Here is a 12,227-nt window from a genome sequence, read left to right as displayed (position 1 = left end):
GGTATAATGATATTGAGGATGGATTCAATATTTCTAAATATGATCAGATAGGATTAATTAAAGAATATATATGCAACCAGGATGATTTGAAGTATCCGCTTAATAATCTTCTGAATCTTATAAAATCCGGAGGACAGAAATAAATATAAAACATACCAATTTTTCAATTGATATCGTGCAAAAATGAAAGGCGAGTACAAAAAATATTAATCAAATTTTTCGAAAGCCCATTAATATTTTTATACAGGCTCGAGAAAGAACAAATTGTAGCATTCTTCAGAGGATTTCAATCAGCCGCAGGAGATGATTTTGATTTGACCAATCAAATATCTACCAAACTTAGCACAGAATTCCAAATCGCCAAAAGTAACCCAGGATGGCCTGGTCAGGTTCAAGAATATGCTGATATAAAAGGCGTCGATTTCTTTAATGCAATAGTGGCCATATGTTTAGTTGCCATTTCATATCTACCACTGCGCTATTTGATGGAAAACCCAAAAATAGTATTTTGAATTATAGCAAATGCACCTAATGCGGCAGAGGATTATCCGTTGAATCCTCTGCCGCCGGGTTTAACATGCCTTTCATATAAAACAGACGAGCCAGCCTTAGCATAAAAATATTTCATGAGAGAAATCCGCGAACTGACAGTGGCAGATTTCATTGGCTCATAGATGAAGATCTCTTTCTGGTCTTCATGGATTATTATCCTGAAGGGCTGTTTCAGCCTTTTGGTAAAATGGGTAACGGTAAGGTATTCTGCAAGGTCTTCGTGCCAACTGGAGGTAGCGTACAGCGAGACGAAAGGCCCTTTTGCGGCCGATTGATAGATCTGTCGTGCAAGTACCATTGGCAGTAATCTGCCCCCGCCACGGAAGCGGCTCTGCGACGTGAGGGAATCGGTATAGCTGGGACATATACTGGTCCTGTCCACCCAGATGTTCCGGGTAAAGCTTTTTAGGTTTACCGCCATTCCAGAAGTTCCCTTGTTTTGATCCATGGCCAATATACCAAGGGAGCCATCTACCACATGCGTCGCTTCGTGCAATAGTACATAGAGTATTGCATCAAGCTTGCCTGCTTCAATGGCTATCCGAAACCCTGGAAAGTCTTTTGTAAAATAGCTCATTTCCTTTTCGGTAAGCCACTGGGATACATCCTGTTTTAGAATCTCTGCCCTGAAAGTGATGGTGAAAACAGGGAACTGGTCCTCGGGGTTTACCGTTGCAGTCAGCGCTGTATTGGGCATATTGTCCAGAAAACTGATACCCAATAGGTGTTCTTTTAGAATATGTTGGTGAAGAGGTGGAAGCATCTGAAAGGCCCTCACCACTTTAAGGCTGTCGGTTTTGCTGAGTCTGTGGAGGGTCGGGGACATGCCTGCATCGCGAAATTTTTGGATTATTTCAGGTGGGGTGTTACCGATCCGTTTGGCCAATGGTTTGGATGGATCAAGCCCGTATTTCTTTTGGACAACTGTTTCCTGCTGACTTGAATCAAGGCTTGTCGATTGTCCCTTGGTGATCAAGGGAGAAATGAAAGCTGCGCTGGATAGCATCAGTATTGTGATGTAGGTATTTATTTTAATTGACATCTGGGCAGGGGTTAAAAACAAAAATAGTAATGCTGCTGGATATGGACAATTCATATTGCAGCATTACTATGGACTGATCGGTTCGTGATTTTTGTTTTGGCAGGTTATTGACCTGAGTTAGTGTCTATCCGGTAATCTTCAGCGATCCGACCAGGCCGTGCTGAAACGTGAAATTAAAGCGCAGGACTGTCGGGCTACCGGGAAATGTTCCCGAAACCTCGGCTTCAAGTACCGAGCCATTGTCACTGTTTTTATAGCTGATCGGTTTTAGCACGCTCTGATATTCCTCATTTGATTTTTCGATCCAGTTTTGGATTGCCTCTTTTCCCGTGTGCGTCTTTCCCTCGTCGAATACTACGGCATTTTCTGAAAAGAGGGAAGCATAGGCTGCGCCATCGTGGCTGTTCTGTGCTTCAACCAGGTCGGTTATTAATTTTGGTAAGTTCATGATATTTATTTTTAGATTAACTTATTGATGTACAAATTTCGGTCGTACCTGCATAACCTGCAATAAGGGTATTACGATTCGGATAGGGAATAATTTATCCCTATTGATTGTCAGGGAGCCTACGCGTATCTTTGATACATGTATGAGAAAAAAACTTTTCCCAACCTCAACTGCGGACTGGACCTGGTCGGTGAGGTGCTTTACGGCAAGTGGAAGATCAGGCTATTGTGGTTCATCAACGAAGGCTACGTGCGTCCGAGCGAACTGCAAAGGAAGATACCAGATGCAAGCCGCCGGGTCATCAACATCCAGTTAAAGGAACTAGAGGAGCATGAGCTTGTGACCAGGATGATCTACCCGGTAATGCCTCCAAAAGTCGAGTATACACTCACCGATTTCGGCAAAACTCTGATACCCGTGCTTACCTCCATCGGACTGTGGGGAGATGAGCATCAGGACAGGTTAAAGCAGGTAATATTAAAGGGATATCCAGACCATGTTCAATCAAATGCGGTTTAATTGAAAGACCATGTGATTTAGGTTATTTCAGCGCGTATTTCATTCCCGGCAGCAGTCTGGGGTGGAAAATCAATATTTATATGGTAGGTATGGTGCCTCCGTCGGTCACAAATTCTGTTCCGCTCAGATAACCGGCCCTTGGGGATACCAGGAAGCCAACCAGTTCGGCAACTTCTTCCGGCATAGCTGCACGTCCATAGGGAATGCCCCCAAGTGAGTCCATCACGCTTTAGGTAGCTTGTAATATCCCGGTTCTCAGAAATTCGCTCCATCATTCTCTTGGAACTATCGGTCATGATCCAGCCCGGAGAAACCGTCAGCACCCTGACCTCTTTCGGGGCAACTTCGTTAGACAGACTTTTACTGTAGTTGATCAGTTCCGCCTTAGCCGCTGCATAGGGAAGCGTGCTGTCGTATAATGGCAGTTTGCCCTGGATGGAATACAAATTCAGCGATGCAACAGCAACACACAAGTACGGCATTACGATTCGGATAGGGGCTGATTTATCCCTATGCAATTCGTATTTCCAATATTGCGAAAATTGAATTGGCGCCACATATTTGCCCAAACATTTGGACAAAGGTGGACAGATGGAGTATTGCCGATCTGCTATAAATACAAGGGTTGATCGATTGAGAACTGCGGAAATGGAATGTAAATCTTAATTATGGGAAAAATGTACAAGACAGTTATTCGTATGTCCATTCTTTAGGCCCAGCATTCTCCCCACCTTTGTATTGTCAACAACAACAAATATTTAAAACCATTTAAAAAAAATAAAAAATAAAAAAAATGAAAACTCTTATTCTAATAACCAGCCTGATCATGACATTAATAACCAGCCAATCGGTATTTTCACAAACCAAAAGGGTTCCAGCTTCTGCCGGAAGAGCAGAATATGTTGAGGTTGAGCCTGGGGTAAAACTTCACGTAACAGACCTTGGAGATGGACAGCCGATTGTGTTGATCCACGGATGGCCATTGAGCGATGAAATGTACCAATACCAATACCAGTACCTGGTGAGGAAGGGCTTCAGGGTGATCGGGATTTCCCTACGTGGTTTCGGTAAATCTGACAAACCCTATGGAAAGTACAACTTTGACGTTTTTTCGGATGATATCTATGCCGTCCTTCACACGCTAAAGATTGAGAATGCCGTACTGGGTGGATTTTCAATGGGCGGAGCTGCAAGCATCCATTATGTAAACAAATATAAATCGGCTCATATTAGCAAACTGGCCCTTTTTGGAGCGGCGGCGCCATCCTGGAAACAGCGCCCCGGCTACAGCTACGGAATATCTGAGGAGAATGCTGCCGGACTGATCAAACAGACCATGACCAGCCGGGAGGATCTGATCGCAGGTCTGGGAGCAGCATTCGCGGCCGAGGGTACCACACTTCCTCCAAATACCGAAAAATGGCTGGAGAGCATCAACCTGTCGGCAAGTCCATATGCGGTTACCGAATCCATCACCTCCCTGGGAGAACTTGATCTTCGTCCGGTGCTCAAGGATATCACAATTCCCGTTGCCATATTCCAGGGTGTGAAGGATAAATTGATCGAGTATGCCCAGGCAGAACAGTTGCACAAGGGCCTGAAAAACTCCTACATCGTGAGGTTCGAGAAAAGCGGACATGCACTATTTGTGGAGGAGATGGACAAGTTCAACTCAGAACTTGAAAAATTTGCAAGGAAATAAAAGCAGGAGCTACCTGCATGTTCTCAAACTAGGGCTGCAGGTAATTTTTGTTTTAACCACAAATTGAATTTATCAACAAGAATGGTAATTTTATTTTTGGTACTTATTAACCGGCCCCATCATGAAACAGCGCATCTTTGATATAAACCTTAAGACCATTGGCATGGTTCATATCGATTCGGACAGTGTTGAAGATATCAATTCTGAAACCTATAAATCCTATATCAAGGTGCTCTACCTCAATGAGGGGTTTGAGATAAAGGTGGACTTCAAGATATACAGCACAGACGGTCCTACGCTATTCTTCATAAGCCCAAACCAGGTTCTCAGCATTGATCAACTGGGCGGACAGCCGGGACTTCTTGTGTTCTACAACCGTGACTTTTATTGCATCCAGCTGCACGATGAGGAGGTTGCCTGTGACGGGCTGCTGTTCAATAACATCAATAACATGCCCATGACAACCATACCCGGGCAGGATGCCAGTTTCATTGAGTACCTCTTCTCCAGGATACAGGATGAGTTTGAACTGAGGGACAGCTCGCTGGAAGAAATGATAAGGACCTATCTCAAACAGCTCTTGATCAAGTCGACACGGTTATGGAAGGTGCAGCACCTGAACGGGACAATGGCCTCAAGGCCCAGCACCGACCTTGAATTCTTCAGGAAGTTTACCCAACTCGTTGAAGCGAACTACAAGGAAAAGCACAATGTTGCCGACTACGCTGACATGCTTTTTCTTGCGCCAAAAACCCTCACGCACAGGTTCAAACGACTAAGTCTCCCCCAGCCAAATGATATTATCAAGAACAGGATCATCCTGGAGGCAAAGCGACTATTGGTACATACCGACTGGACGGCAAAAGAGATTGCCCATGCCCTGGGCTACGACGATCCCGCCTACTTCAGCAGACTATTTTTTATAAAGACCGGCGAGCCACCTTCCGGCTTCAGGAAAAAATATCTAAGTGCAATTGAGCCGGATCAGGCTTAATCTTTTATAACGTTATCATGTTATCTGATAGAAACAATGCGCTCTTGCCGGGCATTGCGGCACATTCACCTTATAGTCAACCATTGGGTAGCCCTGGAGGGAGGCAGCTGGATTTGGAGTTCATCTCTTCGTTTCTACTGGATGCTGCCGTTTCTTATCCTAATTGTTTGGTACAGGGCGGTCTGGGAAGTCTTTTTGTGGCAAAAAAAGGGACATTCTGAATTGGCCGCTCCGGAGTACAGTAAGGTTCGGGCTTTTTTAATAAGAATAAAATCGCTCCACCAAGTTTCGAAAAGTGCAATTCAGGCAATGATCCATTTGAAGCTTGGACACTGGACGATCAGCATTTTTATAACGAGCCGGCAAAAATTTATCCGGACATCAGGAAGAATTTTGATTCGATGTTATTTGGGATTGATCCTGATAATCCTAACCCGCAGACTTAAAGGGGGCTTAAAACAAAAAATGTGATACATTCTTTTTAAAGAATTGTATCACATTTAGTGACCCCTTCGGTACGTTTTTCGAACTTTTTTATGGAAGATTTAAAGAGGCTCGCAAGCATGGCTGTTTAGTAAACCGCCTGCCTGCGGGCCTTTTCTGTATCATTTGTGAACCTGAAAATTGTATTACATGATTAGAATATATATTAGTTGTGACGTTGGCTATTGCCAAACTATACAATTCAAACCTGCTTCATCGACACTTTTTGAAAACTCCTGGGCAGTGTTTAAATCCGGGAATTCCACTTCAACAGTATTTCCTGCCCATACATTGTCCACAATTGCGCGGGCGTCTGCAAATGACATCTTTTTATACTTCAGTAACAATTGTAGTAAGAGGATAAACGGCCATTTACCTTCTCTGTATCCACTAATATGAACCTGATACATCTTCTTCAGCTTTTTATTGGTTTATGGCAAAGGTACTTTCAAGTTAGATGGATTACCTGCATGAAAACTGAATTGACATTAAATTTAAAAATTGCCATTTTTTGGTAATTTTTAAATTTAATGTCGTAAATTTGCTAGACATTAACCATTGATATGCTAATAGAATTCAAATTTCGTAACCTATTATCTTTTAAGGATGAAGTAAATTTTCTGATGACTCCAGTTAAGTCGTTTAAGGAATTAGTAAAAACCAATATTATCAAAACCAATAAAGACCTAAATTTACTTAAGGTTGCGGCTATTTATGGCGCAAATGGAAGTGGGAAAAGCAACTTCATAAAGGCTTATGGTTTTTTTTGCAACTTTATCTTCAACTCATTTCGGGATTCACTGAATAAAGAAACTGAACGAAAAATTCGTAACAATCATTTTAGACTAAATACGGTATCTGATAAGGAAAATACCATGTTTGAAGTGTCTTTCCTGCATGGAAAGTACATTTACCGGTATGGATATGAACTTTTTGGAAATGTTGTGAAAAGAGAATGGCTTTATCGTAAACTTGATAGAGAAAACCTATTATTTAGTCGTGCGGAGCAACATTTTGAAATAAACCAAGAGTCTTTTGCCGAAGGTTTAAAGTATCATGAGGAGGTAAACGAAAATGTATTGTTACTGAGCCACCTTGGACAGTATAATCAACCCGTTACCAAAGAAATACTTTCATGGTTTATGACTACGGCGTCGATAGATGGCATAGATGAAAACCACTATTCTAGATATACCATAGATCTGTTAAGATCAAATATCAAATTTAAAGAGTGGGCAACGATTGTTCTAAAGTATTTGGAGATTTCAAACATAGAGGCGGGAGAAAAAGATGGTGAAATCATTACATATCATAGAAAATATGACGAAAACAATTTAATCGTTGAGGCGATTCCATTTAACACATTTATGGAATCGGATGGAACACGAAAATTGATTCATCTTTTGGGCCCGATATATTACACGCTTCGTTTTGGAGGGGTGTTGTTTATCGATGAATTTGACTGTAAGCTGCATCCTAACCTTTCTAAAAAACTTTTGGCGCTATTTCAAAAATTCAATAGAAGAAATGCGCAGTTCATATTTACTGCCCAAGATACCAGCTTGTTAGATAAAAAGCTATTGAGGAGAGATCAAATTTGGTTTACTAATAAAGACCAATTCGGTGCGTCATCTATTTATTCATTATCTGAATTTAACGCCAAAACAGTAAGGAACACATCGGATTTTGCAAAAAAATACCTTGATAACACCTTTGGTGCCGCAGATACTTTAGAGATTACTGGCAAATTAACTGATCTCTTGTATGGCGAATAAGAAGGAAAAGAAAGTGCCTGCTTATCAAAGGGAACAGGGTAACAAAGGGCCTCAACCGAAAAAGAAACGAAAACTCCTTTTTTCTCTGGAATATTTCATTGATAACACCGTAGTAGGCCAGACCAGCGCAGAATGGCAAAGATTGGGCTTTCTTGCGTCAATGATCGAAATGATGCGTCATTTAAATAAATATACCTGTGAAGAAGCATTACGTGATGGAAGTATCAAACAGTATGGCAAATGGCCCGAACATTCAGAGTTTACAGAGCCCATACATTTACCACATAAAAATTGGGGTTCAATGCACATCACTAAAAAAAGCAAAGAAGTTGTTGCTGGCTTTTTTGAAGAGGATGTTTTTTATATTGTATTCCTTGACAAGGATCATGTATTTTATCCCACAGCTGATAAATAATTTACCCCAATGGCACTTTTCTTATTTAGAAATAGTAGATACAAAGCTTCACATAAAGAGTTAAAAATTGCAAGAATGTTGCCTGACAGGACATCGCCAGAATATTATGGGGTGTAATATTGACATCTATCAAAGCCAATATGAGACGAGGCTATAAATTTCAATCCACAAAATTTTAACTTGATTCAAAGCCAGATCTTCATTAGGTCTTAACACAGATGTGATGAACAATTTATCCAAACAAAAAACCCAACTTCTATTTGAAGCTGGGTTTCAAGTGACCCCCCTGGGGCTCGAACCCAGGACCTACTGATTAAGAGTCAGTAGCTCTAACCAACTGAGCTAGGGAGTCTTTCCACCGTCTTTGTTAAAAAACGTGAGCGCAAATTTAACGGATCTTCTGAATATTTGTGTACTTTATTTAATTAAATTTGATAATAAGGACGAAATGTGGATAAATACCCATTATGTTGATAATCTAACCGTTAGCTCATTATAAAATTTTTTTTCATGCAAGAAGCGTACATAGTAGCCGGATACCGCACTGCGGTGGGAAAATCCAAAAGAGGCGGATTTCGCTTTTACAGACCAGATGATCTGGCTGTAGACGTAATCACCGGATTGCTGAAATCCTTGCCACAGCTGGATCCTAAGCGGGTAGATGATCTGATTGTAGGAAATGCGGTACCGGAGGCAGAACAGGGTTTACAGATTGGCCGTATGATCTCTGTACGGGCTTTAGGCATTGATGTACCGGGAATGACGGTGAACCGCTATTGCGCTTCCGGCCTGGAAACAATTGCGATTGCCACCGCCAAAATACAAACCGGTATGGCCGATTGTATTATTGCCGGCGGTACAGAAAGTATGAGCCTGGTGCCGGTAGCAGGTTGGAAAACAGTACCCAACTACACCGTGGCCAGCACCAATCCCGATTATTATATTGGCATGGGACTCACCGCTGAAGCAGTGGCTAATGAATTCAAGGTAAGCCGCCAGGACCAGGATGAGTTCTCTTATAAATCACATCAGAAAGCGTTAAACGCTATTCAGAACGGCTATTTCAAACCGGGCATACTCCCGGTGTCTGTTGAAGAAGTATATGTAGATGAGAAGGGAAAGAAACAGAAACGTTCCTATATCGTAGATACCGATGAAGGACCGCGTGCAGATACTTCACTGGAGGCGCTTGCAAAGTTGAAACCTGTTTTCGCTGCCGGTGGTTCCGTTACAGCGGGCAACTCTTCACAAACTTCCGACGGCGCTGCCTTTGTGGTGGTGATGAGCGAGCGGATGGTGAATGAGCTGGGACTGAAGCCTATCGGGCGTTTGGTAGGTTGTGTTTCTGCAGGGGTGCATCCCCGTATCATGGGAGTAGGGCCTGTAGCTGCCATACCAAAAGTGTTACAGCGTACCGGAAAATCGCTGCAGGATATCGACCTGGTTGAATTGAACGAGGCATTTGCTTCACAGTCTATCGCGGTTATCCGCGAGCTGGGCATCAATCCGGATATCGTAAATATCAATGGCGGCGCTATTGCATTAGGACATCCGCTGGGATGTACCGGCGCAAAATTAACGGTGCAGATATTAGGCGATTTAAAAAGACTGAATAAAAAATATGGCATTGTCACGGCCTGTGTTGGCGGCGGACAAGGCATTGCAGGTATCATTGAAAATATCAACTGATAATACCGGTCAACTCACCTTTATACTAAAAAAGGAGCCATTGGCTCCTTTCTTTTTTTATTCCTCTTCTATTTCCAGCTCACTCAAATACTGGTATACCGGCTGCGCAATTTTACTCGTATCTGTAAATACTATACGACGCAAATCCTCCGGCTGTCGCAGATCAATACCAAATTCCGTCAGCATTCTCTCAAAAAAGAAAGTGCGCTTTCCTTTTGATCTTCCATTTTCATAAGTAACATAGCAGGCGCGCGACACACCTAATAAATTGCCCATTTCCTGTTGGGTGAGTTTTAGCGATTTACGGATTATTTTGATAGCCCGTTTATTATATAATAGCATTGGGTAATTTTAAAAATGTTACAAAAATGTGCCACTGTAACAATTATTAACTATATTTGTATCATAATGTATAAATCGCTGATCCTAATAGTGTTGAATTGAGATGAGCAGCGAATTTTTGATAAATAGATTTTCATTATGAACATAAAACACCCGTTACCGGCGTACCGGTAAAAAAGTGGTGGAGATGCAATCATTTTAATAGTGGATACTAACAGCTGTTAAAATAGTCAGATGAAGAAGCAGGAAGAAGAAGGGGAGGGAAAACTGATTGATGTAACAAATGGCCAATCGCCGGATCTCTAAAAAAATCCATCATAAAACTTTTTTGTTGTAAGACAAAAACCAAAGGAGCTGTCTTTCTTTCGAGGAACGGGCAGCTCTCTTTTGGCTATATACACTTTTCAAATGTAGTGGATTTTAGTGCAGCAAACAAATAAATTGTTTTATAAGTAGTTGATATTAAAATGAATAGATATTATTAAAATGATAATTTATATATCAGGATGATATGAAAAATATCATTTTGATACTTCTTATTAAGATAATATCACTTTCTTTTTAATTAGATTAAACTTTTTGTTAATTTGGCGCTATAATCGGCCCCTAAGCCATCAACCATATCGCCTTATGGATCGCAGACAATTCCTAACCTTATCATCTGACCGCCAGCAATCGCGGACTGCCACCGCTATCGCCCGTACCGCCACCGGCATAACGCCGTACACCGGCGCCTGGGACACGCTACAACGCATTCACCTGCTGAAACGCACCCTGTTCGGGGTTACACCCGCAAACATCAATGCCTTCAACAGCCTGAATATGCAGCAGGCGGTAGATACCTTGCTCACCGCGCAGCCGGATCCCGCACCTCCCGTCAACAACTACGGCATCGATGACACCGGCGTTACACCCGGCGCCACATGGGTAAAAGCCCCGCTCGGCGATGAAATGCTGGAAAGGAAAAGGATCGCCTCCTATAAGGCATGGTGGACAGGTCAAATGATTAACCAACAGTCAAGCATACACGAAAAAATGGTGCTCTTCTGGCACAATCATTTCGTTACAGAAACAGGCATGGTAGGAGATAGCCGGTTTATCTACCAATATAACCTCACCCTGCGTAAACATGCTCTCGGTAATTTTAAAGACCTTACCAAAGCAATAACGCTGGATCCCGCCATGCTGGTGTATCTCAACGGATACCTCAACTCCAAAGGCGCTGCTGATGAAAACTATGCAAGAGAACTGCACGAACTTTTTACAGTAGGAAAAGGCCCCGATTCCCATTATACAGAAGATGATGTAAGAGCCACCGCACGTGTACTCACCGGCTTCCGGGTAGATAGAACCAACATCGTCAGCTTATTCGATACCACGCAACACGATCTTACCAATAAAGAATTTTCAGGATTCTATCTCAATAAAGTAATCTCCGGAAAAACAGGCCAGGATGGCGCTAAAGAGCTGGACGAACTCCTGTCGATCATCTTCCTGCAACCGGAAGTCGCAAAATTTATCTGCCGTAAACTATACCGCTTCTTTGTGTATTATGATATTGATGCAGCTACAGAACAAAACGTAATTACACCATTGGCAGATATTTTCCGCAGCAGCGGCTATGATATTAAAGTCACGCTCAACGCCCTGTTTACCAGCGAACATTTCTTCGATCCGCTTAACATGGCCTGCCTGATTAAAAGTCCGGCCGACTTCTGCATCGGTATCTGCCGCGAATACGGCATCACCATCCCTACAGATTATACCAATCAATATAAAGCATGGGCTGTAGTCCACGACAGGGCCGCTTCCATGTTGCAAAACCTTGGTGATCCCCCGCTGGTTGCCGGATGGGACGCATACTACCAGGCGCCTTCGTTTCATGAACTGTGGATCAATACAGATACGCTGCCCAAACGTAACCGCTTCAGCGATGGCCTCGTCAGCAGCGGCGGTTTCAACGGCCTCCGCATTGATACCCTCGCTTTTGCCAGCCGCCTTCCTCATCCGGAAGACCCGGTGGCACTGGTCAACGACTCACTGGATATCCTATATCGTGTAGGCGTTTCCGATACTGTGAAAGGATTCCTGAAAAATAAGATCCTCCTGAGCGACCAAAGCCCCGATAGCAACTACTACTGGACGCAAGCCTGGAACGCATGGAAAGCATCGCCCACAGATGCTACCCTGAAAGATAATGTGGAAAGCCGCCTCCAGGCCCTGTATAAATACATTATGGACTTGTCTGAATATCAATTATCCTGAT

At 42.7% G+C, this 12,227-nt stretch carries 12 protein-coding genes, 1 tRNA gene and 1 pseudogene; 7 read left to right on the top strand and 7 right to left on the bottom strand.

Going from position 1 to position 12,227, the window contains the following annotated elements; genetic code table 11:
* Positions 1-544: 544 nt before the first annotated feature.
* Together V7S65_RS18310 and V7S65_RS18305 are read right to left on the bottom strand one after the other, a co-directional pair.
* Positions 545-1,594 (bottom strand): hypothetical protein, encoded by a 1,050-nt coding sequence (locus V7S65_RS18310; protein WP_336387487.1) that lies wholly within the window; start codon positions 1,592-1,594, stop codon positions 545-547.
* 124 nt (positions 1,595-1,718) lie between these two features.
* A complete protein-coding gene (locus V7S65_RS18305) occupies positions 1,719-2,042 on the bottom strand; it encodes a nuclear transport factor 2 family protein (RefSeq protein WP_336387486.1) in 324 nt (107 codons plus the stop codon).
* Positions 2,043-2,180: 138 nt separating this feature from the next.
* Here V7S65_RS18305 and V7S65_RS18300 point away from each other — a divergent pair, with 138 nt between their 5' ends.
* Complete coding sequence (locus tag V7S65_RS18300; protein WP_111576840.1) at positions 2,181-2,561, top strand: winged helix-turn-helix transcriptional regulator; 381 nt, start codon at positions 2,181-2,183, stop codon at positions 2,559-2,561.
* Between the two features lie 76 nt (positions 2,562-2,637).
* Here the strand turns inward: V7S65_RS18300 and V7S65_RS18295 are convergent, their stop codons facing one another.
* Together V7S65_RS18295 and V7S65_RS32245 are read right to left on the bottom strand one after the other, a co-directional pair.
* Positions 2,638-2,784: an SDR family oxidoreductase gene (locus V7S65_RS18295; protein WP_336387485.1), complete on the bottom strand. Its 147-nt coding sequence runs from the start codon at positions 2,782-2,784 to the stop codon at positions 2,638-2,640.
* A gap of 79 nt (positions 2,785-2,863) precedes the next feature.
* Positions 2,864-3,043 (bottom strand): annotated as a pseudogene (locus V7S65_RS32245) (SDR family NAD(P)-dependent oxidoreductase); the annotation flags it as partial.
* A 311-nt stretch (positions 3,044-3,354) separates the two neighbouring features.
* Here V7S65_RS32245 and V7S65_RS18290 point away from each other — a divergent pair.
* Positions 3,355-4,263 carry an alpha/beta fold hydrolase gene (locus V7S65_RS18290; protein ID WP_336387484.1) on the top strand — a complete coding sequence of 303 codons (909 nt, stop codon included), beginning with the start codon at positions 3,355-3,357 and terminating at the stop codon, positions 4,261-4,263.
* A gap of 121 nt (positions 4,264-4,384) precedes the next feature.
* Positions 4,385-5,257 carry a helix-turn-helix domain-containing protein gene (locus tag V7S65_RS18285; protein WP_336387483.1) on the top strand — a complete coding sequence of 291 codons (873 nt, stop codon included), beginning with the start codon at positions 4,385-4,387 and terminating at the stop codon, positions 5,255-5,257.
* A gap of 665 nt (positions 5,258-5,922) precedes the next feature.
* On the opposite strand, the gene V7S65_RS18280 is transcribed toward V7S65_RS18285, so the two are convergent.
* Positions 5,923-6,150: a hypothetical protein gene (locus tag V7S65_RS18280; protein ID WP_336387482.1), complete on the bottom strand. Its 228-nt coding sequence runs from the start codon at positions 6,148-6,150 to the stop codon at positions 5,923-5,925.
* A gap of 213 nt (positions 6,151-6,363) precedes the next feature.
* Here V7S65_RS18280 and V7S65_RS18275 point away from each other — a divergent pair, with 213 nt between their 5' ends.
* Together V7S65_RS18275 and V7S65_RS18270 are read left to right on the top strand one after the other, a co-directional pair.
* Positions 6,364-7,515, top strand: a complete 1,152-nt coding sequence (locus tag V7S65_RS18275) for an AAA family ATPase (protein ID WP_336387481.1) — start codon at positions 6,364-6,366, stop codon at positions 7,513-7,515.
* Entirely contained in the window at positions 7,505-7,930 is a 426-nt protein-coding gene (locus V7S65_RS18270) for a hypothetical protein (RefSeq protein ID WP_336387480.1), read from the top strand. Before V7S65_RS18275 ends, V7S65_RS18270 begins: the two co-directional genes overlap by 11 nt.
* A 278-nt stretch (positions 7,931-8,208) precedes the next feature.
* Here the strand turns inward: V7S65_RS18270 and V7S65_RS18265 are convergent.
* Positions 8,209-8,282, bottom strand: a tRNA-Lys gene (locus V7S65_RS18265).
* Positions 8,283-8,440: 158 nt separating this feature from the next.
* Here V7S65_RS18265 and V7S65_RS18260 point away from each other — a divergent pair.
* Positions 8,441-9,619 (top strand): thiolase family protein, encoded by a 1,179-nt coding sequence (locus V7S65_RS18260; protein ID WP_079469495.1) that lies wholly within the window; start codon positions 8,441-8,443, stop codon positions 9,617-9,619.
* Between the two features lie 57 nt (positions 9,620-9,676).
* Here the strand turns inward: V7S65_RS18260 and V7S65_RS18255 are convergent, their stop codons facing one another.
* Positions 9,677-9,961, bottom strand: coding sequence for a helix-turn-helix transcriptional regulator (locus V7S65_RS18255; protein WP_336387479.1), 285 nt, complete (start codon positions 9,959-9,961; stop codon positions 9,677-9,679).
* Positions 9,962-10,591: 630 nt separating this feature from the next.
* Here V7S65_RS18255 and V7S65_RS18250 point away from each other — a divergent pair.
* On the top strand, positions 10,592-12,226 hold the full coding sequence (locus V7S65_RS18250; protein WP_111576789.1) for a DUF1800 domain-containing protein: 1,635 nt from the start codon (positions 10,592-10,594) through the stop codon (positions 12,224-12,226).
* The last annotated feature ends 1 nt before the right edge of the window (position 12,227 follow it).

The organism is Chitinophaga sp. CCNWYY40 (assembly GCF_037483205.1).
GTDB lineage: Bacteria > Bacteroidota > Bacteroidia > Chitinophagales > Chitinophagaceae > Chitinophaga > Chitinophaga ginsengisegetis.
Note: the sequence above shows the minus strand (reverse complement) of the source record. Positions and strands in the feature narration are given on the sequence as shown.

Excerpts from the sequence above, each read along its gene's own strand:
- V7S65_RS18280 (WP_336387482.1), bottom strand. The coding sequence starts at position 6,150 with ATGTATCAGGTTCATATTAGTGGATACAGAGAAGGTAAATGGCCGTTT.
- V7S65_RS18275 (WP_336387481.1), top strand. The coding sequence starts at position 6,364 with ATGACTCCAGTTAAGTCGTTTAAGGAATTAGTAAAAACCAATATTATC.
- V7S65_RS18310 (WP_336387487.1), bottom strand. The coding sequence starts at position 1,594 with ATGTCAATTAAAATAAATACCTACATCACAATACTGATGCTATCCAGC.
- V7S65_RS18250 (WP_111576789.1), top strand. The coding sequence starts at position 10,592 with ATGGATCGCAGACAATTCCTAACCTTATCATCTGACCGCCAGCAATCG.
- V7S65_RS18255 (WP_336387479.1), bottom strand. The coding sequence starts at position 9,961 with ATGCTATTATATAATAAACGGGCTATCAAAATAATCCGTAAATCGCTA.
- V7S65_RS18270 (WP_336387480.1), top strand. The coding sequence starts at position 7,505 with ATGGCGAATAAGAAGGAAAAGAAAGTGCCTGCTTATCAAAGGGAACAG.
- V7S65_RS18260 (WP_079469495.1), top strand. The coding sequence starts at position 8,441 with ATGCAAGAAGCGTACATAGTAGCCGGATACCGCACTGCGGTGGGAAAA.
- V7S65_RS18290 (WP_336387484.1), top strand. The coding sequence starts at position 3,355 with ATGAAAACTCTTATTCTAATAACCAGCCTGATCATGACATTAATAACC.
- V7S65_RS18285 (WP_336387483.1), top strand. The coding sequence starts at position 4,385 with ATGAAACAGCGCATCTTTGATATAAACCTTAAGACCATTGGCATGGTT.
- V7S65_RS18300 (WP_111576840.1), top strand. The coding sequence starts at position 2,181 with ATGTATGAGAAAAAAACTTTTCCCAACCTCAACTGCGGACTGGACCTG.
- V7S65_RS18305 (WP_336387486.1), bottom strand. The coding sequence starts at position 2,042 with ATGAACTTACCAAAATTAATAACCGACCTGGTTGAAGCACAGAACAGC.
- V7S65_RS18295 (WP_336387485.1), bottom strand. The coding sequence starts at position 2,784 with ATGGACTCACTTGGGGGCATTCCCTATGGACGTGCAGCTATGCCGGAA.